At 55.9% G+C, this 20,077-nt stretch carries 18 protein-coding genes; 10 read left to right on the top strand and 8 right to left on the bottom strand.

The genetic code is table 11. From position 1 onward, the window contains the following. Positions 1-67 precede the first annotated feature (67 nt). Complete coding sequence (locus tag CUC55_RS14725) at positions 68-343, top strand: DUF6074 family protein (RefSeq protein WP_342585710.1); 276 nt, start codon at positions 68-70, stop codon at positions 341-343. A gap of 9 nt (positions 344-352) precedes the next feature. On the opposite strand, the gene CUC55_RS14720 is transcribed toward CUC55_RS14725, so the two are convergent. Then, positions 353-1,384 (bottom strand): LacI family DNA-binding transcriptional regulator, encoded by a 1,032-nt coding sequence (locus tag CUC55_RS14720; protein WP_067646874.1) that lies wholly within the window; start codon positions 1,382-1,384, stop codon positions 353-355. Positions 1,385-1,544: 160 nt separating this feature from the next. Here CUC55_RS14720 and CUC55_RS14715 point away from each other — a divergent pair, with 160 nt between their 5' ends. The 3 genes from CUC55_RS14715 (at position 1,545) to CUC55_RS14705 (ending at position 5,141) form a co-directional block, all read left to right on the top strand. After that, on the top strand, positions 1,545-3,071 hold the full coding sequence (locus tag CUC55_RS14715; RefSeq protein ID WP_103088337.1) for a sugar ABC transporter ATP-binding protein: 1,527 nt from the start codon (positions 1,545-1,547) through the stop codon (positions 3,069-3,071). A 47-nt stretch (positions 3,072-3,118) separates the two neighbouring features. Beyond that, positions 3,119-4,126: an ABC transporter permease gene (locus tag CUC55_RS14710; RefSeq protein ID WP_067646859.1), complete on the top strand. Its 1,008-nt coding sequence runs from the start codon at positions 3,119-3,121 to the stop codon at positions 4,124-4,126. A gap of 67 nt (positions 4,127-4,193) precedes the next feature. Next, a complete protein-coding gene (locus CUC55_RS14705) occupies positions 4,194-5,141 on the top strand; it encodes a substrate-binding domain-containing protein (protein ID WP_067646857.1) in 948 nt (315 codons plus the stop codon). 58 nt (positions 5,142-5,199) lie between these two features. Here the strand turns inward: CUC55_RS14705 and CUC55_RS14700 are convergent, their stop codons facing one another. The 3 genes from CUC55_RS14700 to CUC55_RS14690 all read right to left on the bottom strand — a co-directional run bounded on the left by CUC55_RS14700 (position 5,200) and on the right by CUC55_RS14690 (position 10,556). After that, complete coding sequence (locus CUC55_RS14700) at positions 5,200-6,453, bottom strand: NAD(P)/FAD-dependent oxidoreductase (RefSeq protein ID WP_103088336.1); 1,254 nt, start codon at positions 6,451-6,453, stop codon at positions 5,200-5,202. A gap of 76 nt (positions 6,454-6,529) precedes the next feature. Next, complete coding sequence (locus CUC55_RS14695) at positions 6,530-8,047, bottom strand: glycosyltransferase family 39 protein (RefSeq protein WP_425352853.1); 1,518 nt, start codon at positions 8,045-8,047, stop codon at positions 6,530-6,532. A gap of 220 nt (positions 8,048-8,267) precedes the next feature. After that, positions 8,268-10,556: an NADP-dependent malic enzyme gene (locus tag CUC55_RS14690; RefSeq protein WP_103088334.1), complete on the bottom strand. Its 2,289-nt coding sequence runs from the start codon at positions 10,554-10,556 to the stop codon at positions 8,268-8,270. A gap of 308 nt (positions 10,557-10,864) precedes the next feature. Here CUC55_RS14690 and CUC55_RS14685 point away from each other — a divergent pair, with 308 nt between their 5' ends. The 3 genes from CUC55_RS14685 (at position 10,865) to CUC55_RS14675 (ending at position 13,565) form a co-directional block, all read left to right on the top strand. After that, positions 10,865-12,295: a mannose-1-phosphate guanylyltransferase/mannose-6-phosphate isomerase gene (locus CUC55_RS14685; RefSeq protein ID WP_103088431.1), complete on the top strand. Its 1,431-nt coding sequence runs from the start codon at positions 10,865-10,867 to the stop codon at positions 12,293-12,295. Between the two features lie 259 nt (positions 12,296-12,554). Beyond that, complete coding sequence (locus tag CUC55_RS14680) at positions 12,555-13,085, top strand: DUF992 domain-containing protein (protein ID WP_103088333.1); 531 nt, start codon at positions 12,555-12,557, stop codon at positions 13,083-13,085. A 99-nt stretch (positions 13,086-13,184) separates the two neighbouring features. Then, a complete protein-coding gene (locus CUC55_RS14675) occupies positions 13,185-13,565 on the top strand; it encodes a c-type cytochrome (protein ID WP_067647317.1) in 381 nt (126 codons plus the stop codon). A 1-nt stretch (position 13,566) separates the two neighbouring features. Here CUC55_RS14675 and recX read toward each other — a convergent pair whose 3' ends face one another. The 4 genes from recX to CUC55_RS14655 all read right to left on the bottom strand — a co-directional run bounded on the left by recX (position 13,567) and on the right by CUC55_RS14655 (position 16,929). Next, positions 13,567-14,118 carry a recombination regulator RecX gene (recX, locus tag CUC55_RS14670; protein ID WP_067646846.1) on the bottom strand — a complete coding sequence of 184 codons (552 nt, stop codon included), beginning with the start codon at positions 14,116-14,118 and terminating at the stop codon, positions 13,567-13,569. Positions 14,119-14,200: 82 nt separating this feature from the next. Continuing rightward, positions 14,201-15,421: an adenylate/guanylate cyclase domain-containing protein gene (locus tag CUC55_RS14665; protein ID WP_103088332.1), complete on the bottom strand. Its 1,221-nt coding sequence runs from the start codon at positions 15,419-15,421 to the stop codon at positions 14,201-14,203. 161 nt (positions 15,422-15,582) lie between these two features. After that, positions 15,583-15,813: a helix-turn-helix domain-containing protein gene (locus CUC55_RS14660; protein WP_103088331.1), complete on the bottom strand. Its 231-nt coding sequence runs from the start codon at positions 15,811-15,813 to the stop codon at positions 15,583-15,585. A gap of 222 nt (positions 15,814-16,035) precedes the next feature. Beyond that, positions 16,036-16,929, bottom strand: a complete 894-nt coding sequence (locus CUC55_RS14655; protein WP_067646839.1) for a helix-turn-helix domain-containing protein — start codon at positions 16,927-16,929, stop codon at positions 16,036-16,038. 84 nt (positions 16,930-17,013) lie between these two features. Between CUC55_RS14655 and CUC55_RS14650 the strand changes: the two genes are divergently transcribed. The 3 genes from CUC55_RS14650 to CUC55_RS14640 all read left to right on the top strand — a co-directional run bounded on the left by CUC55_RS14650 (position 17,014) and on the right by CUC55_RS14640 (position 20,062). Then, the gene (locus CUC55_RS14650) at positions 17,014-18,288 is read left to right on the top strand and encodes an ABC transporter substrate-binding protein (protein ID WP_103088330.1); all 1,275 of its coding nucleotides are present in this window, start codon (positions 17,014-17,016) and stop codon (positions 18,286-18,288) included. Between the two features lie 80 nt (positions 18,289-18,368). Further along, positions 18,369-19,229, top strand: coding sequence for a carbohydrate ABC transporter permease (locus tag CUC55_RS14645; RefSeq protein WP_067646834.1), 861 nt, complete (start codon positions 18,369-18,371; stop codon positions 19,227-19,229). Then, entirely contained in the window at positions 19,226-20,062 is an 837-nt protein-coding gene (locus CUC55_RS14640; RefSeq protein WP_103088329.1) for a carbohydrate ABC transporter permease, read from the top strand. Before CUC55_RS14645 ends, CUC55_RS14640 begins: the two co-directional genes overlap by 4 nt. Positions 20,063-20,077 lie beyond the last annotated feature (15 nt).

Raw genomic sequence — 20,077 nt, 5'->3', positions numbered from 1 at the left:
GGCTCTGTAGACTTCGTTAACTATGCGCCCGGTAAAGATAGGTGGTTGATTCCCGAAGCAGTAAGGTGTGCGTGTGACAGAGCGTTCAGAAGTAATTGCGTTTCCCGCTAAAAACCGTGTCGCAGACATAAAGCGATGTGTTCAAATGCTTGAAGAGCTTCACGGAGAAGAAGCGAACCGCTTCTGGCGGGACGAGTGCAGGGGGCTTGCCGCCCATCTCCTCAATCTCGGTTATGACGACGTTGCCATGCGGCAGGAAGTGATGGAGTTTCAGGATGCGGTGCAGACCGAGCTATGGGCTGCATGCACCCAGGCCGAGCCTGCACGTCGCGACGCATACTGATAGGTCTGGTTATTTGCTTGAAAGCCGTCTGGCGGGTGCGCCGACGGAATTGCGAACGATAAGATCCGGTGTCAGCAATATTTCGGGATGGTCCGGCTGCTGGCCTCCCAGAAGATCGAGAAGCAGTGCCATGGCATGTTTGCCGATGGATGTTCTGGGCTGACGGATGGTGGTGAGCGCCGGTGACATGAAGGCCGCTTGCGGAATGTCGTCAAATCCGGTTACCGAGAAATCTCCGGGGATGTCATAGCCGCGTGCGCTGAGCCCGATCATCACGCCGATGGCCGTCTGGTCGTTCACGCACATGAATGCCGTTGGCAACGTATCGCGCATGAAAAGCTGCTCGATTGCAAGACGGCCGCTTTCCAATGTTCCGTCGCCCTCGATGATCATGGCAGGTGCAGGCGTCAGGCCAGCCGCAAGCATGCCTTCGTCGTAACCCTTTCGACGCCTGTTGTAGGCGAGGCGTACGCGCGAATCTCCAATAAAGGCGATGCGCCTGTGACCTTCGGCAATCAGCATGTCGACGATCTTGCGCGCACCTGCGGTGTCGTCCACCCCCACATAGGGAATGCCACCATTATAAATGGGCTCGAACACGCCGACACAGGGCGGTAGCCGCGCCGTCATGGCCTGATGTCCAAACGGCAGGATGCCGGTGAACAGGATCAGCCCCGCCGCCTGGTTGGAGTTAAGAAATTTGAGATATTCCAGCCCGCGCTGCGCGTCGTTTTGCGTATGGCCGATCAAGATGCCGTAGCCGTGCGAGCGGGCTTCATTTTCCAGGCCGACAAGAATGTTGGAAAAATTCGGATCACCGATATCGGGTGCCACAACGAGAATCATGTTGGAACGGCCAAGCCGAAGGCTGCGTGCCATGGCATTGGTCGTGTAACCGGTAACGGCAATGGCCTGATTGACCTTGAGTCGTGTGGAATTTGCCACTTTTTCGGGATTGTGGATAGCCCGCGACACCGTCGCGATGGAAACCTCCGCGATACGGGCAACATCTTCTATTGTGGCTGCTGATAGAATTGACAAGGAAGGCCTCGGATATGTGCGCGTCCGGACACTACACAGACCTGCCGACGCGTCAAATACGATCACGCAAATCTAAAGATTACACATAATGTAAACCTTTACATAAAGCGTGTAAAGGTTTACATCCATCACAGGCGTAGGGAGACGCCTGGAGGAAATCATGGATACGGACATTGCTGACGACGGCGCAATCGTGCTGTCCGCGCGTCGTGTTTCGAAATCGTTCAACGGCGTGCAAGTGCTGTTCAGCATCAATTTCGACCTGAAAGCTGGAGAAATCCATGCGTTGATGGGCGAGAATGGTGCCGGGAAATCGACGCTCGTCAAGGTACTGTCCGGGTTCGAACAGCCAAGCTCCGGTGAAATCCTCCTTGATGGCAAGCCGGTCACGCTTCCACCGAACGGGACCGCCGAAGCGCTCGGTATTGTCATCATCCATCAGGAATTCAATCTCGCTGAACATCTGACAGTTACCGAAAGCCTGTATCTTGGCCGGGAAATTACCCGTTTCGGTATTCTCGATCGCAAGGCGATGCGGGCAGAGACGCGACGTGTTCTCGATCTGCTCGGCTGCCGTGTGGATGAGAGCGCCCTGATCGGAACCTTGTCTGTCGCGGAAANGCAGATGGTCGAGATCGCAAAGGCGATCAGTCGCGATGCGCGCATCGTTTTTATGGACGAACCGACAGCGGTTCTGTCCCGTGAGGAAACCAACTACCTTTTCCAGCAAGTGCGCAAATTGCGCGATAAAGGCACAAGCTTCGTGTTCGTGTCGCACAAGCTGGACGAAGTCATGGAGTTGACGGACCGCGTCACTGTTTTGCGCGATGGTCATTGGGTCAAGACCGCGCCAACCTCTCTTCTTGATGGTGAGGCCATTGCCCAGCTTATGGTTGGGCGAGAGCTTTCCAGCCTTTACCCCGCCAAGCGCGAACCTGACGTGGACGAGGCAATTGTTCTGAAGGTCAGCAATGTCTCGACGCGCTACGTGCAGGATGCCAGTTTTGAGCTTCGCAGAGGTGAAATCATTGGCTTTTCCGGCTTGATCGGGTCAGGTCGCACCGAGCTTGCCGAGGTCATCGTCGGTCTGCGCAGCCGATCCTCGGGGGAGGTCGAGGTGAATGGGAAAGTGTTGCCACCCCATGATCTGCATGCATCTATAGATGCCGGTCTTGCCTATATGACCAAGGATCGCAAATCCAAAGGCCTGCTTTTGAGTGCGGGAATGGGGCTGAACCTCACGCTTCAGTCGCTGGAGCGGCATGGCAAGTTTGGCTATCTCAGCGCATCAAGCGAGGCCCGGTCGCTGGAGCGCGCGCGCCGCCGGTTCGACATTCGTGTGCGTGACGGCAGTGTGGTCGTCGGGCGCATGTCGGGCGGCAATCAGCAAAAGCTGCTGCTCGCCAAGGTCATGGAGACCGAACCGAAANTCATCATCATCGATGAGCCCACACGCGGCATCGACGTAGGCACGAAGCAGCAGATTTATCATTTCATTTCGGCGTTGGCACGGGATGGCCACTCGGTCATCGTTGTCTCATCCGAAATGCAAGAAGTCATCGGGCTTTGCACACGCGTGGCGGTCATGCGCGAAGGGCGCCTCGTCGGCATGCTGGAAGGCGATGAAATCAACGAGCGGGAAATCATGCGTTATGCGGCCGGGCTGAAAACGCGGGCGGCGGCGTAGCGTCGGTCAATTGGCCGGTTTGACAGGGCGGGAGGTTTGTTTTGGGTATGAGTGTGAGTGAAGACAGCAAAGAAAAGAAGGCCGGGCGGTCGCTGCGCGATATCGATTTGCGCGCCGTCGCACCCTTCGTGGCCCTTTTCCTGCTGCTGATTGTCGGGGCGATGGTCAATCCCAACTTCATCAGTATCAACAATCTGGCAAATGTTGCCACGCGAAGCGCGTTTATCGCGATTATCGCTGTCGGCGCGACCTTCGTTATTTCGGCAGGCGATCTCGATCTGTCGGTCGGTTCCATGGTTGCGTTCGTGGCAAGTCTGATGATCCTGCTTATGAACTCCGGCATGGTCGCCGATCCTGCGCTTATGCTGGTTCTTGCCGTGGTGTTTACGCTCGTCGCCGGGTCGTTATGCGGATTGGCAAACGGCTTGATCACGACGGTTGGCAAGATAGAACCGTTCATAGCCACGCTTGGTACCATGGGCGTTTACCGGGGGCTGACCACCTGGCTTTCCCAGGGTGGCGCGATCACGGTTCGGGATCCACAATTGCAGACCCTGTATCGTCCAGTTTATTTCGGCTCGTTTCTCGGTGTGCCGATTCCCATTATCGTTATTCTGTTGGTAACCTGCGTAGCGGCCTTCGTGCTGTACCGCATGCGTTACGGACGTCACGTCACCGCTGTCGGTTCCAACCGCGACGTTGCGAAATATTCGGGCGTTGCCGTCAACCGCGTACGCACCATCGCCTTCGTCATTCAGGGTCTGTGCGTTGCCATAGCCGTGTTGCTCTACGTGCCGCGTCTCGGCTCTACCTCTGCGACGACAGGCATGATGTGGGAATTGCAGGCGATCACAGCCGTCGTGGTGGGCGGTACGGCGCTTAAAGGTGGGGCAGGGCGCGTATGGGGAACCATCTGCGGCGCTTTCATTCTGGAACTCGTCGGCAATATCATGCTGCTGTCGAACTTCATCAGCGAATATCTGATCGGCGCGATCCAGGGCGCGATTATCATCATTGCCATGCTGGTTCAGCGGTCGCTGATGCGCCGTTCATAAAGTTACCGGGTTAACGGGTCGCCCGGGTGAGGAAATCGAGACCTTTATTTGTGTGGGAGGAAAACACATGCGGAAAAGACTATTGGGAGTTACTGTTGCGCTGTTGGCGCTAGCGGGTGGAGCGCAGGCACAAGACAAGAAGGTAACGATTGGCGTGTCCATTCCGGCTGCCGACCACGGCTGGACGGCTGGCGTCGTCTATCACGCTGAGCGCGTTGCAAAGCTGTTGATGGAAGAACATCCCGGCCTCAACGTCATCGTCAAGACATCGCCGGATGCGGCAACGCAGGCGAATGCGGTGCAGGATCTGGAAACGCAGGGCATCGATGCGCTCGTCATTCTGCCGTCCGATCCGGACCCGCTGGTCAATGCCATCAAGGAAGTGAAGGGCAACGGTAAGTTCGTCGCTCTTGTTGACCGCGCACCAAGCGTCAATGACGACACCGTTCGCAATATCTATGTTGCCGGTAACAATCCGGCGCTGGGTGAAGTCGCTGGAAAATATATTGCCGACACGACACCGGAAGCTCAGGTCGTTGTTATTCGCGGCTTGCCGATCCCTATCGATCAGCAACGTCAGGATGGTTTCGACAAGGGAATTGCAGGCTCGAAGGTGAAGATTCTGGACCGTCAATTCGGCAACTGGAACCGCGATGATGCCTTCAAGGTCATGCAGGACTATCTGACCAAATATCCGAAGATCGATGTGGTCTGGTGCCAGGACGACGATATGGCCGTTGGCGTTCTTCAGGCCATCGAGCAGGCGAAGCGCACGGACATTAAATATGTGGTCGGCGGCGCCGGTTCAAAAGACATGATCAAGAAGGTCATGGATGGTGACAAGATGATCCCGGTCGATGTGCTTTATCCGCCAGCCATGGTCGCAACCGCCATGCAACTGACGGCGGCGAATTTCTACGACCAAGTCCCCGTGAGCGGCACCTACATTCTGGATGCAACGCTTGTTACGAAGGACAATGCGGAAAGCTTCTACTTCCCCGACTCACCGTTCTGATACGGAAANTCGTGATGAAGGCCCGCTTGAGAGAGCGGGCCGTTTTCGTTTNGAGCAATCAGGAAAAACGGCTGGCCCTGAAGGGATCGACCGAGATTGCCGTTTCCGCGCCGCTCACCAATTGTGTGACGAGCCTTGCAGTTGCTGCCGATTGCGTCAGCCCCAGATGTCCGTGGCCGAAAGCGTAAATCACCGATTGGCTCGCTCTCGACGGGCCGATCACCGGAAGGCAATCGGGCATGGACGGGCGAAAGCCCATCCACTGCGTACCACCGTCCGTTTTTAGACCCGGCAGGAATTGAGCCGCCTTTTTCAACATGACTTCAGAGCGACGGAAGTTCGGTGGCAGATCAAGACCACCCAGTTCCACAGCGCCACCGACGCGAATGCCGGACGACAGCGGCGTGACGACGAAGGCGTGATCGTTGAAATAGAGCTGTCGCGTCAGGTCGAAGGCGCCAACCGGCAACGTCGTGTTGTAACCGCGTTCGGTTTCCAGAGGCGCTGTATTACCCAGCGATACCGCCAGCGTCTTGGACCAAGCGCCACAGGCAATCACCACCTTATCAGCCGTGATTTTCTCGCCAGTTTNCAAGGAAACGATCGTGCTTTCGCCCATCGTCTCGACGCGCACGGCCTCGCCTTTGCGCAAGGTTGCACCGCGGGCTATGACGAGATCGGCGATGGCCTTTGTAAACTCGTAGGGATCGCTCACCTGCAGGCCGCCGGGTGTGAACATTGCATGCTGAAACCGCGGCGCAAGCCCCGGCTGCAAGCGCTCGATTTCATCGCGACCGACACGGGAGAAGGTGAAGCCGGCACGCTCCTTTTCGTCCCAGTCACGACGGGCAGCGTCGAAGCTCTCCCGAGTGTCGTAAAGATCAAGCGTTCCGGTGTTGGTGATGTACTGTGCCAGCTCAGGCATCGCAGCGACATGCTGCATTTCATTGGCGGCAAGCCGCATCATGTTTTNCTGGACTTCGAGACCATGCTGGAACTTGCGCGGCGAACTCGCCTGCCAGAAACGCCAGAGCCAGGGAGCGATCTTCAATGCGTAAGCAGGCGGCACACTCAGCGGACCGAGTGGATCGATCAACCACTTCGGCGCTTTCTTCATGATGCCGGGAGCTGGAATGGGAATGATCTCCGGGAATGCAAGGATACCGGCATTGCCAGCACTTGCGCCGCGGGCAACGTCGCCGCGCTCCAGAAATGTGACGGTCTTTCCAGCGTTTTGAAGATAAAGCGCCGACATGACGCCGATAATACCTGTACCGATCACCAGCACGTCGCATTTTTCTGAAGGGTTCATCATGGGTATCCCGAGGTTTGATGCACACCGATAGCACGCTTAAATGCAAACTGTCGACAAGGACTCTGTGCCAGTCTTAGTGCTCGATGTCGNCCGGCCTGATGATGGCGTAGCTGATGCGGAGGGTTTTTCCTTTCACCGGATAATACATCGGAATATCAAGCGTGGATTGCTGCACCGCCTTCAGCTTTACTTTCATCTGTCCCTCAATCCATTCCGTCAATAAGGGGACGTCATTGTCATCGCCCGTCCAGACCATAAGGGCAGGATGCTCGTCAGAGAGGGTGAAGGATGGATCGTAATCGTCGTAGATGTTGGTGGCGACGGGTACGTCCTGAAACAGAAACCGAAGATTGCCGCCGGTCGGCCAGTTCGGCGTAATAATGACGGATGGCGAGAGTTTTTCGGTTTCGACGATATAGCGATGAAAACTCTGCCAGTCGTAATTCGAATTCGATGTTCGTCCCAGAGATGCCATCAGGGGGTGCGATGCCAGCAGTGCCACTGGTACCAGCACCATCATGATAAGGGGGATGGGCAAAAACCGGCTGACGAAACGCGCCGTGTCGGCAAGGTGCCGTTCGAGGTAAAGTGCCGCAAGGATGGGAGCCGGAAGCAGTAGCGGCAGTAGCCATCTGTCCCGCAGTTCCGTCATCGTCGCCATCATGATGACGAGTGCCATCAGCGCGGTGATTGCGATGAAATAGTGGAGTAAAAACCGGAACCAGACGCTTTGTGACGTTTGCGGACGTTTCGCTTCTCGGCGGGCCGCCAGCCAGATCAGCAGGGCGGGTACTGCCGAGATGATAAGGGAGCCGCTGACGAAACGAGCCAATCCACGCGCCACCTGCAGAAAGCGGCTGTCAGGCGCGTCTTCGGCCATTCGTTGCAATGTAACTTCGGATGCAAANCGGAGATTGTCGATCAGCCAGAACAGGTGGGGCAGGAACACGATGACGCTAACGAGGATTGTCAGCAGAAAGCGTCGATCCAGAATCCGTTCACGACCCTGTGGGTGCAGCCACACAGCAAGGAGCAATGCTGGCAAAGCAAGGGCGAAATTGTACTTCGATAACATTCCCAGTCCTGCGACGACCCCAATCAGAAGGTAACCATTCAAGGTGGGACGCTGGATCAGCCTGATGCTGGAATAGAGCAGTGCAGTGAAGGTTAGCATCAGCATCGCGGTATGGGTGAGATCGCGTTGCGCCTGCCAGAATACCTGCGGAATGACGAAAAGAGCCATTGCGGCAACGACGACGAAGCGTTTGTTTTCCAGCACCAGTTCGGCCGTCTTTACGAAGACCGCAAATATAAGAAACAATATGAAGTTCTTGGCGAACGCGATGGCAAACATCGACGTGCCTAAAACGGCAAAGATCGCCTGTTGGTACCAGTTGTAGAGTGGTGGTTGGGCATCATAGCCGAGCGCCAGCCACTGCGCGAACAGCACCTGCTGCGCCTCGTCGATGCGCAAAGCGGGAGGCGCCAATTCGCGCAGGACGATCTGCAAAAGAAAGTAGGCGCCGAACAGCACGATTGCCGCGTTCGGATTGTCCGCCAGGCGTAACGACAACCTTCTGAGCGTCCCCATGGTCTTTAAGTGCAGCGATGTCCCTGCCTGTTGTCCCGATATATCCATGCCTCATCCGTTTCGTTGCCAAGCGGCAGAATCGATTGTCGCCCATCTTATCGCGGTGACAAAATGGAACTATGTGGCCGAACCATGGAGTAAGGGCAGGCGTACACAACTATTTGCCTGGTCTGCGTATCGGGTGCCGCAGGATGACGCCCCAATCAGGGGCGTCATCTCGTTACTGTCCTGAATTATACGCGGCGATTGCGGCCATGTTCACGATGTCGCTATCTTTCGCCCCCATGGAGGTGATCTGCACGGACTTGTCGAGGCCGACGAGAAGCGGGCCGATGACCGTGGCACCGCCGAGTTCCTGCAACATCTTGGTGGAAATGGATGCCGAATGAATGGCAGGCATGACCAGAACGTTGGCCGCACCCGAGAGACGGGTAAATGGATACTGGCTCTGCATCTTCTGGTGATTGAGAGCGACATCTGCCGCCATTTCACCATCCACCTCGAAGTTCACATTGCGCTTGTCGAGAATGCGAACGGCTTCGCGCACCTTTTCGGAACGCTCACCCAGCGGGTGACCGAAAGTGGAATAGGCGAGCATCGCAACGCGCGGTTCATAGCCGAAGCGACGCGCCAGACCGGCCGCTTCCACGGCAATATCTGCCAGGTCTTCCGCCGATGGCATATCGTGAACGGCGGTGTCGGCCACGAAAACGGTGCGGTTGCGCGACACGACGAGAGACACGCCGATAACGCGATGGCCTGGCTTGGTGTTGATACAACGGCGCACGTCTTCCAGCGCCGTGGAATAGTTTCGGGTCGTGCCCGTGACCATCGCATCGGCATCGCCCATCGCCACCATACAGGCGGCGAAATGGTTGCGGTCGTTGTGAACAAGGCGCTGCACGTCACGCAGCAGGAATCCCTGGCGTTGCAGGCGCGCATAGAGATAATCGATGTAGATCTCGACACGCTCCGACAGGCGGGCATTGGTGATCTTGATGTTGGGGCGGTCGAGATCGATGCCGGCGCGTTCCGCATTTGCCCGGATGATGTCATCACGACCAAGCAGGATGGCAGTACCCAGACCCTGCGCCGTATAGGAAATAGCGGCGCGCATGACTTGCTCTTCTTCGGCTTCCGCGAACACAACGCGCTTGGGTGACCGGCGAACGCGTTCGTAAAGGCGCTGTGTGGTTGATGCCATCGGGTCGCGACGGGCGGAAAGTTCGTGGGCATAGGCCTCAAGGTCGGGCAACTCGCGGCGGGCGACACCTGTTTCCATGGCGGCCTTTGCCACAGCGACCGGGATGGCTGCAATCAGGCGCGGGTCGAAGGGAACGGGAATGATGTATTGCGGTCCAAAGCGAGGACGCACACCCTGATAGGCCGCGGCAACATCGTCAGGCACATCTTCGCGTGCGAGATCGGCCAGAGCCTTGGCGGCAGCGATTTTCATCGCATCGTTGATCTGACTGGCGCGCACATCCAGCGCACCGCGGAAGATGTAGGGNAAGCCGAGAACGTTGTTGACCTGATTGGGGTAATCGGAGCGGCCCGTCGCCATGATGGCATCGTCGCGAATGCAAGCCACCTCTTCCGGCGTGATTTCCGGATCAGGGTTTGCCATGGCGAAGATGATCGGCTTTGGAGCCATGGAACGGATCATCTCTTCGCTGAAGGCACCTTTCTGGGACAGGCCGAACACTACGTCGGCACCCTTCATCGCCTCGACCAGCGTGCGGTTATCGGTCTTCACCGCGTGCGCCGATTTCCACTGGTTCATGCCCTCGGTGCGGCCCTGATAAATGACGCCCTTGGTGTCACACAGCGTGATGTTGGCAGGGTTGAAGCCCATGGCCTTGATGAGGTCCATGCAGGCAATGGCGGCAGCGCCTGCGCCATTGCAGACCAGCTTTGTTGTTTTGAAATCACGACCCGTCAGCGCGATTGCGTTGATGAGACCGGCTGCTGCAATGATGGCGGTACCATGTTGGTCATCATGGAAANCTGGAATGTCCATGAGTTCGCGCAGGCGGCTTTCGATGATGAAACATTCCGGTGCCTTGATGTCTTCCAGATTGATGCCACCAAAGGACGGGCCGAGATAACGAACACAGTTGATGAATTCGTCTGCGTCTTCGGTATCGACTTCCAGATCGATGGAATCCACGTCGGCAAAGCGCTTGAACAGAACCGACTTGCCCTCCATGACAGGCTTTGACGCGAGAGCGCCGAGGTTGCCGAGACCGAGAATGGCGGTGCCGTTGGAGATGACCGCGACCATGTTGCCACGGGTGGTGTAGTCATAGGCCGTATCCGGGTTTTCGGCGATTGCCTTGACGGGAACGGCGACGCCCGGAGAATAGGCCAGCGACAGGTCACGCTGTGTCGCCATCGGCTTGGTTGGCGTTATTTCCAGTTTGCCGGGCCGTCCCTGAGAATGGAAGTCCAATGCCTCTTGATCTGTTACCGACGTCTTGCCGGTTGCGGATTTCACTTTTTCTGACATGGCTCCACCCCTTATCGTTTGTTATAAATTCGTGGTGGTAGTTATTGTATTTTCTGGAAGGCTGCCAAGCGCTGAGTGCCATTCATGACAATAAATCCAACAAANCATGGTGGTTCCGAACGCTTCAATCGATTAGCTGGCCTGAAATTTCGGAACCACGAGCGTTCATTGCCGTTGGTCAAGGGGCCGGTGGACACGTGATCGTTGAATTCGATACAGCAAATGGTTGTGGCGATCTGTAATTCGTGATCACACATGTTTGCTGAAGGGCCATAGAGCATGATGAGTGGAATATGAAAGGTGAAGACGTGAACGCACAGACAAGAAAGATTATCCCTGTTCTTCTGGCAGGCGGGGCGGGATCGAGATTGTGGCCTGTGTCACGCGATCAGTTGCCGAAGCAGTTTCAGCCTTTGGTGGGGAACTTGTCCACCTATCAGCAAACATTGCAGCGCGTGAATGATGAAGCCCTCTACGGCGAACCACTCGTCATAACCAACGAGGATTTTCGTTTCTTTGCGCGCAGACAGGCAGAGGAAATCGACCTTACCGCAACCGTCGTACTGGAACCCGCACGCCGTGACAGTGCCGCCGCCATGGCCGCTGCCGCGGTGCTGGCAGAGCGCCGTGAGCCGGGTTCGCTGGTTCTGGCGTTGGCGGCCGACCATGTGGTGCTCGATAACGACAAGTTCTCAGAGGCGGTCAAACTGGGCGCTAGCGCGGCGGAGCAGGGCAATATCGTTGTCTTTGGTCTGACACCGACGGAGCCCCGCACGTCTTACGGATATATCAACCCNGGCCCATCGATAGACGGCAATGAAGACCTCTGTGTCGTGGAAGCCTTCGTGGAAAAGCCCGACGAAGAGACCGCCATATCCTATGTCGAGAAGGGTTATCTCTGGAACTCCGGCAACTTTCTGTTTCGCTCCGATGTCATGATTGCCGAACTCAAGGCTTACGTGCCGGAAATACTCGAAGCGGTTACCCGTTCGGTCGATGAGCACGAGACCGACCTAGGATTTGTGCGTCTTCACAAAGAGAGTTTCGAGGCATCGCCGAAAAACTCCATCGACTACGCCGTCATTGAAAACACAAAGCGCATGGCTGTGGTGCGCGGTCATTTCCGCTGGTCCGATATCGGCAGCTGGGACGCGATCTGGGAGATTGCAGACAAGCAGGAGAACGGCAACGCTGTCGAAGGACAGGGCATCTTCATCGATTCCGAAGGTTGCCTGATCCACTCCAGTAGCATCCTGACCACGGTGGTAGGCGCGAAGGATCTGGTTGTGGTGGCCACGAAAGATGCGGTTCTGGTCACGCCGAAGGACAGGGTCCAGAGCGTCAAAGGCCTAGTCGAGGCTTTGAAGTCGAGCGACCATTCGCGCAAGACGGAAATTCACAAACGTGCTTATCGCCCCTGGGGCCATATAGAACAGACCGACTCCGGGCCACGGTACCGTGTCAGTCACCTGAAGGTGGAGCCGGGTCACAGAATTTCGCTGCAGCAGCATTATCACCGTTCCGAACACTGGATCGTCGTGCGCGGGACCGCAACTGTGACGATTGACGAAGAAACGCGGCTGCTGACCGAAAACGAGTCTGTTTACATCCCCATTGGCAAGCCTCACCGTCTTGCCAATGAAGGTCAGATCCCGCTCGAGCTCATCGAAATCCAGACGGGCTCGTATTTCGGAGAGGACGACATCATTCGTTTGCAGGATGACTACAAACGCGAGTGAGGAGCTGTTGCAGCCCGGGCGTAACCCGCCCGGGCTTCTAATTGCGTAGGCCACCGCTCTTGAAGCGGATGAAGCGCCCTAACTGTGCCTCAATACGCTTCTAGCTGCACAGACAGTTCTTGACACGAACGCCCAGTTTTCGCTGACTTGACCATCGCTATGGATCGATTTTCCAGAAAGAGCGTTAAAGCAGCGTCATTCATAATCCGAAAAGGGCAAAGGGCTGCCGCGGGTCAAGAATCTAACAGGAGAAAANTCAATGAAAAANGCTTTTGCCGTAACTTTCGCAGCGATGATTCTCGGCCTCTGCGGCACTGCCAGCGCCATTGCCGCAGATCTCGCCCGCTCTTCCGCTGTGTATCAGGACGAGGACGACCGCAATGGCGTCAAGATCGGCTACCTGACATGTGACGTCGGTGGCGGTGTGGGTTACGTTATCGGCTCCTCCAAAGAGCTTGAGTGCACATTCCAGTCGACCGTTGGTGCACGCCGTACGGACCACTATTCTGGCGCTATCCGCAAGATGGGCGTAGACCTTGGCTTTACCACGCAGGGTCGTCTTGTCTGGGCTGTATTCGCTCCAACAGCCGGATATCACCGTGGTTCGCTGGGCGGCCTCTATCAGGGCGCAACAGCTGAAGCCACAGTTGGTCTGGGCGTCGGTGCGAACATTCTGGTTGGCGGAACCGCCGGTTCCATCCAGCTTCAGACAGTGAGCGTTGCTGGTCAGGTTGGCCTCAACCTTGCAGCAACTGGCACGTCCGTGACGCTGAACCCAGTCAACGGCTGATTGGCATCAGGTCAATCTGACGCATTCAATGAAACGCCCTTTNCGTATTATGACGAGAAGGGCGTTTTGTTTNCCGGACCTTTCAGGTGGAGTGCGGTGATGTTGAGATTTTTGACTGCATTATGCCTCTTGCTGCCCGTGTCGCAATCTTGGGCGGAAGGGGATGCCGAACGCGGAGAGCGTGCTTTCAGCAAGTGTTCCGCATGCCACAGCATAGACCATCCTCGCACACGCCTCGGCCCGCATCTAATGGGCGTCGTCGGAAGGCCTGCCGGAACCGTTTCCGACTATAAATATTCCCCAGCGATGACGGAGGCCGGAGGCGGCGGACTTGTATGGACGGAAGAGAAATTGCACGCATTTCTCTACAGCCCGAAGAAAACCGTTCCCGGCACTTCGATGCGCTTTTTTGGACTTTGGAGCGACAGCGAGATCGATGACCTGATAGCCTATCTGAAAACCGTCCCGGCCCCGCAGTAATCTAAAGCGGGTTTTGATCCAGAACCTCTTCTGCGTCCTCAAGGCTCATTTTATAGACCCTGTTGGCGATTTCGAAACTGTAGCCATTGCGCGCGAAGGAGGAGATTTCCTTTTGCATGCGCTTTTCATCAGGCTCGTCACGGCGAAATGGCCCAAAGCGACGTTTCCGCGCCATGATGACGGCGGAATAGAGATCGTCCTTATCGACCAGAGCCTGTTCGGTGATGTCCTTGCTGACGCCTTTGATGCTGAGCTTCTGGGCTATCGCCCGTCGTGACTTGCCGCTGCGAATGGCCGAACGGGTTGCACTTTCGGCATAAGCGACGTCATCCAACGCCTTGATGTCATAGGCGAATTTTACTGCGGCATGGGCGAGGGCTTCAATCTGCTCCGGGGTGATGTCCTCGAATTTCTGCTTTGCCTTGCGCGTGATGGCGTCGAACAATTGGCGCTCGGTCATCATTCGGCGCTCCAGCCGGTAGATCGTTGAATTGCGAACCCATGTCAGCATTCTTTTCGTGGGAGCAGTCTGTGCTTCCGCCTGGTCAGTCAACGAAATCAGTCCCCGTCTAGCATTTCGATTTTACGCTGATCGTCTCTCTAAGGCGTAAAGAGGCGAGTGTAAANGTCAAAGCCTAGGTCCGCAAGGCATAGACATTGATCGGGGTTTCGAGACCTCTCAGTGTCTGTGCTCCAATGCTTTCGAAATTTGCAGGCCCGCCTGCCATGCTGACGAATTGCTCAGACATCAAAACCGGTCGCTTGATCAGTTTGGTCAAGCTTTCCAGACGCGACGCTATGTTGACGGCAGGGCCGATGACGGTGAAGTCCAGCCGGCTTTTCGAGCCGATATTGCCATACATGACATCACCGACATGCACACCGATGCCATACCCNAGGGGATCGTGACCACGGGCAATATTGTCTTCGTTCAAGGTCTTGAGGTGGGTTTGTGCTTCTCCGATTGCCGAAAGCAGGTTGGTGCAGGCATCGGGATCGCTCAGCGGAAAAATTGCCAGCAAACCGTCACCCATGAACTTCAGGATTTCGCCACCGAATTTCTCGATAGGCTCTGACATGGCATCGAAGTAGCCGTTCAGAAGTTCGATGACATCGTCTCGCGGCCAAAGGTCCGATATGTGCGTAAAATCGCGCAGGTCGCAGATCAGGATTGCTGCGCCGACCGTTGTGCCGCTGCCCCGGCGCGTGGCGCCATCCAGAATGGCCTGACTGGCGTGCGGGCCGACATAGGTTTCCAGCAAGGTGCGGGCTATGCGGTTTTTGAGGCGAATTTCCGAAACCAGAGAAATCGCCGGAATGAGGCTTCTCAGCATCTCAATTTCCGCGTCGGTGAAGCCACCCGGCTGATTGCTGGAAANGGTAACGACATGGCGTTTGCCGAAGGTGTGCTTCAACGGCCAGGCGCAATATTCCGTCAGCCCTTCCGCGCGAAGATCGGCATAGATGGAAGGTTCGGATTCTGTTGGCGGAGTATCCAGCCGGTAGCGCAGTTCATCTGCACCCGAATGGATTTCATGGATCGGGCTGTTGCGATACTCTGCCGTGTCTTCTGTGCCGTAGGCATATGTAGAAAACTCGACGTCTGTTCGACCTTTCAGCCACAAAATCCTGGCACCGCGCCATTGGGGATGCTCGACCATGAAATTCAAAGATGCTCTGGCAACGGAGACGCCTGCTTCATTCAGCCGTTGGCACAGTTCGACGAAAATATTGTCGATGAAGCGCTGATCGTGGGTCTCGAGAACCAGCCAGTTCAATATCTCGTAAGGCTGGGATGGCCAGGGCGGGGTCGGTACGCGATTGAGGGACAGGCTAGCGTGAGTTGCTTCTGTCATGATTTNCCCACAGGTCAGAGCTGATGCGCTTCGCATGTGGTAAATTGTGAGGATGTTTTGAAGGGGTAGATTGAAACGTTTATTGTTTCGCCCGTCTTCTCAAGGCACTGGTCCTTACGAATGACGGGCGAAAAAATCCCTCGACTATCGAGGGCATATGGTCAAACGACGTCGGAGACCGGAATTTGCAAAGCCGCCGCCACGCGCTGAATGTGCGACGGATTGCTGTCCGTGCCGTTTTCGAGCGCATCGATTTCCTGCGTCGTCAGTCCGCAGGTAATTGCCAGTTGCTCGACCGTGTAGCCCGAGCTTTTTCTGGCAACTGCGATTTTCTCTGCAANTGGTGCATGCGTCTGGTCACTGTAATCTGGATGAGAAATAGATATAGTCATAATAATCTCCCTGGAATGGACATTGAATGGAGCCGGGGTCCATCAGGTTCACCGGCATTTCATGCGACAGCGTCGCGTAAGGAGAGTTCATGCTGCAACGCAGCAGGAAAATAGCCATCTTTATGGCACTAGCAATAGTTAAATTTTGTTAAGGATTAACGACGGCCTGTGTGGCGGATGAATCGCTTAAAAAANGCATTATAATTCATATGCTTGAGTATATCATACGATGCTGATTCTCGTGTCGCGACGGAAGTCCGAGGGCGACATTCCCGCGACTTGACGGAAGGCTTTGTTGAAAGCGCTGACGGAACCGAAGCCGCTTTCCATGGCGACATGCAGTATGTTGTCGTTGTCCTTGATCAGCATGGCCTGGGCGCGCGAAAGCCGCAGCAAGGTCAGATATTTGATCAGCGTCATGCCGGTCGATTTGCGAAACAGGTTCATCGCGTATTTNGGATGCAGGCTGGCGGAGCGGGCAATATCGGTGGCGTCTATATCTTCCAGAAAATTGGCAGCAATGAAGTCACACATCCGTACTACACTCAATGAATGATAGCCGTCCGTGTTGCTGGGCTGTTCCTCTCGCGACGGACTGGTGACCACTGAATACGGCTCCAGAAACATTCGCTCCACCCGCAAAAGCAGCTCCTCCACGGCGTTTTCAGACTTTTGCGGATCACCAGAACTGACATAGCGGTGCCAACGGGCGAAATTTTCCTCGTCTGATTTATCGGTGACCGATGTCAGCATGGTCGCGCCACCCATCAGCATACTGGATACCGACACCGGCAGACGCATACGAAAGAAATGCACGAGCGGCAGATGGGCGCCGGCATAGAAAGAGTCATCGGAAGACTGGTCCATCTGGTGGGCCTGCCCACCCCAGAAGATGCACATCTGCCCGGCTTCCAGTCGCAACGCATGGTCGCCCATCCGGTAATGAACATGGCCTGAAATGACGTAGTTCACCTCGACCTGCGCGTGCCAGTGCGGCATGAGCATGATGGCGGGATGCGCTTGAAAGAACTGCAGCTTGGTCGGTGACCCCTCGATGGTACTGGCACCTGGTTGGTACGTTGCTGCTTCAAGTATCTTACTTTCCGCCAAATCCATGTTCCCTTTTTACGAGACAGATTTCTTTGCGCCGCTAATCTGCCCGTGTCGTTGGAGGACGGCAATTGAAAAGGGAGGTTTTCAATGAATTTTAAATTTATCGGCGCGTCGGTTTCGCTCGCGCTTCTAGCCGCAACACCTGCTGCCGCGCAATCTACGACAATTACGATCTGGAGCTGGAACGTTGCAGCATCCGCTCTGAAATCCACGCTTGAGGGTTTCAACAAGAAATATCCCGATATCAAAGTCGATGTTCAGGATCTGGGAAACAGCCAAGTATACGACAAGTCGCTTGCGGCCTGTGCTGCTGGTGGCGAAGGCCTGCCTGACATCGTGACCGTTGAAAATTTTGAGGCGGAGGTTTTCTGGAACCGCTTCCCCGATTGCTTCACTGATGCGACGAAGCTTGGCTACACGCCCGAGAAACAGGCTCTATTTCCGGACTTCAAGCGGACAGAGCTTGAGGTGGATGGCGTCGCCTATTCCGTGCCATGGGACTCTGGTCCTGTCGCGATGTTCTACCGTCGTGATTTCTACGAGAAGGCAGGCGTCGACCCCGCGACGATCAAAACCTGGGATGACTTTATTGCCGCTGGCAAGAAGGTCATGCAAGCCAATCCCGGTACTGTCATGACGCAGGCAGATTTCAACGGCGATAGCGAATGGTTCCGCATGATCGCCAACGAACAGGGATGCGGTTACTTTTCGACCGATGGTCAGAGCATTACCATCAACCAGCCTGCTTGCGTTGCGACGCTTGAAANGCTCAAGCAGATGAAGGACGCGGGCATTATCACGGCTGCTATCTGGGATGAAAAAATCCAGTCCAACACGTCTGGAAAAGTCGCAACGCAGATGTATGGCGGATGGTTTGAGGGCACGGTTCGCTCAGGCTCGCCGGATCTAGCTGGGAAATGGGGCGTCTATACCATGCCCAGCCTGACAGCCGATGGCCCACATGCGGCCAATCTCGGCGGTTCGTCACTGGCGATAAGCTCCGCGTCGCAACACAAGGAAGCAGCCTGGAAGTTCATCGACTATGCGCTTCTGACCAATGAGGGTCAGGTTACGATGCTGAAATCTTTCGGCCTCGTTCCATCGCTGCTGACTGCTGACAAAGACCCGTTCGTCAAGGAGCCGCAACCCTATTGGGGTGGGCAGGCCGTCTGGTCTGATATTCTCGCCACGCTTCCGAAAATCGTACCTAGCCGTGGCACGGCTTTCCAGTCGGATGCGGAAGGTATCTACCGCGTAACCCAGACCAAATACCTTGCAGGCGGATTTCCCGATGCAAAGGCTGCACTTGACGATGCCGCCAAGCAGATTGAAACCGCGACAGGTGTTCCGATCGCTGAATAGTCTCCCAGGCCGACCGTTGCCGGGCGCTCTTGTCAAGGGCGTCCGGCTCCCATCATCCCNTCTGGCTTTGTGAGGTCGATATGCCTTTGCGCAATAGGGTCGCCTATGCGTTCCTTGCCCCGTATTTGCTCATCTTCGCGACGTTCTGGCTATGGCCGATCATCAATTCGTTTCTGCTGTCGTTCCAGAATACGCGCGTCAACCCCTGGCGCTATGCGCCGTCGATGAACTGGGGGCGGCTGGTCGGCGATCCGGCTTTCTATAACGCCCTGCAGAACACGCTCGTTATTCTGGTCGTTCAGGTTCCGGTGATGATTGCGCTCGCCACGGTTATGGCAGTGCTGCTGAATTCGCCGCTCTTGAAAGCGCGCCCGCTTTTCCGCTTCGCATTTTTCGCGCCCGTCGTTGTCGGGGAAGTTGCCTATGCCGCTGTCTTCCGGCTGATGTTCAGCACCGATTTCGGCATCATCAATAAGCTGATCACATCCGTCGGGCTGCCGCCCGTCGCATGGTTTGACAATTCCACGGCTGCCATGGCGCTCATCATCATTGCGGTGACGTGGCGGTGGGCGGGCTATAACGCCATCATCCTTCTGGCTGGGCTCCAGTCTATTCCGGGCGATGTGTACGAGGCGGCAAGGCTGGACAATGTCAGCAGACGCCAGCAGTTTTTTCACATCACTTTGCCACTGTTGAAACCCATCATCATGTTTTGCGTGGTGCTATCCGTTATCGGAACCATGCAGCTGTTCACTGAACCTTTCCTCATCACCAACCGTGGTGGGCCCGGCGGTGCGACCGAAACACTGGGTATTTTCCTGTACCGCCAAGGCTTCACCTCCCTGAACTTCGGCTACGCATCGGCTATTGCCTATACAGTCGCGGCGCTTGCCGTCGCCATCTCGCTGTTCAACCTATGGATCGGGAGGGAAGCGAAATGAGATCCAAGTCCAAATCCGCCCTGTGGCAGAAAATTGCGCTCCATGCCGCTTTGACACCACTCGCCATCATCTGGCTGTTTCCCATCTGGATGATGTTCGTCTTCTCCACCATGCCCGATTACGGCATTTTCAGCCCTGACATCGAGTTGCTGCCATCGACACATTTTCTGGAAAACTTCCGTAACCTTCAGGCCGATACGGATTTNCTACGCGCCCTGTTCATCTCCATCGGCGTGGCGATCATCTACACGGTGCTGTCGGTGATGCTGACATCCATGGCGGGCTGGGCGCTGGCGCGTTACCGCTTTGCCGGACGTTCGGTCGTCGTTGCCATCATTCTGGGTACCATCACCTTGCCCTATGCGGTCGTCGTCATTCCGCAGTTCATCATGGTGGCGCGGGAGTTCAAACTCGCCAATACTTGGGTCGCGCTGATCGTACCGCCACTGTTCAACTCACTCGGCGTTCTCTTTATGCGTCAGTCATTTNCGATGATGCCAAGCGAACTGTTCGATGCTGCGCGTGTCGAAGGCGTCAAGGAATGGCAGATTTTCCTGCGCATCGCCCTGCCGCTGGCACGGCCAACCATGGCAGCATTGTCGATCATCCTCTTCCTTGCATCATGGAACAATTATCTATGGCCGCTGCTGGTCAATTCGAAACCGGGTATGATGACGGCGCCGGTGGCGTTGGGAACTCTCATCGGCCTGACTAAAGTCTCCTGGGGCGGCATCATGTCGGGCGCAATGCTTTTGACCGCCCCTATTCTCGTCATCTTCGTGCTGTTGCAGCGCCATTTCATCGCCGGCATTTCTGCCGGTGCCGTCAAGTAATCCGGGAGGAACCTC

This window comes from Agrobacterium bohemicum (genome assembly GCF_002896715.1).
Classification (GTDB): Bacteria; Pseudomonadota; Alphaproteobacteria; order Rhizobiales; family Rhizobiaceae; genus Agrobacterium; species Agrobacterium bohemicum.
This window is presented reverse-complemented; position numbering and strand designations above follow the sequence as displayed.

Coding starts and splice junctions, on each gene's coding strand:
- CUC55_RS14710 (WP_067646859.1), top strand. CDS start 3,119: ATGAGTGTGAGTGAAGACAGCAAAGAAAAGAAGGCCGGGCGGTCGCTG.
- CUC55_RS14705 (WP_067646857.1), top strand. CDS start 4,194: ATGCGGAAAAGACTATTGGGAGTTACTGTTGCGCTGTTGGCGCTAGCG.
- CUC55_RS14675 (WP_067647317.1), top strand. CDS start 13,185: ATGTTGAGATTTTTGACTGCATTATGCCTCTTGCTGCCCGTGTCGCAA.
- CUC55_RS14645 (WP_067646834.1), top strand. CDS start 18,369: ATGCCTTTGCGCAATAGGGTCGCCTATGCGTTCCTTGCCCCGTATTTG.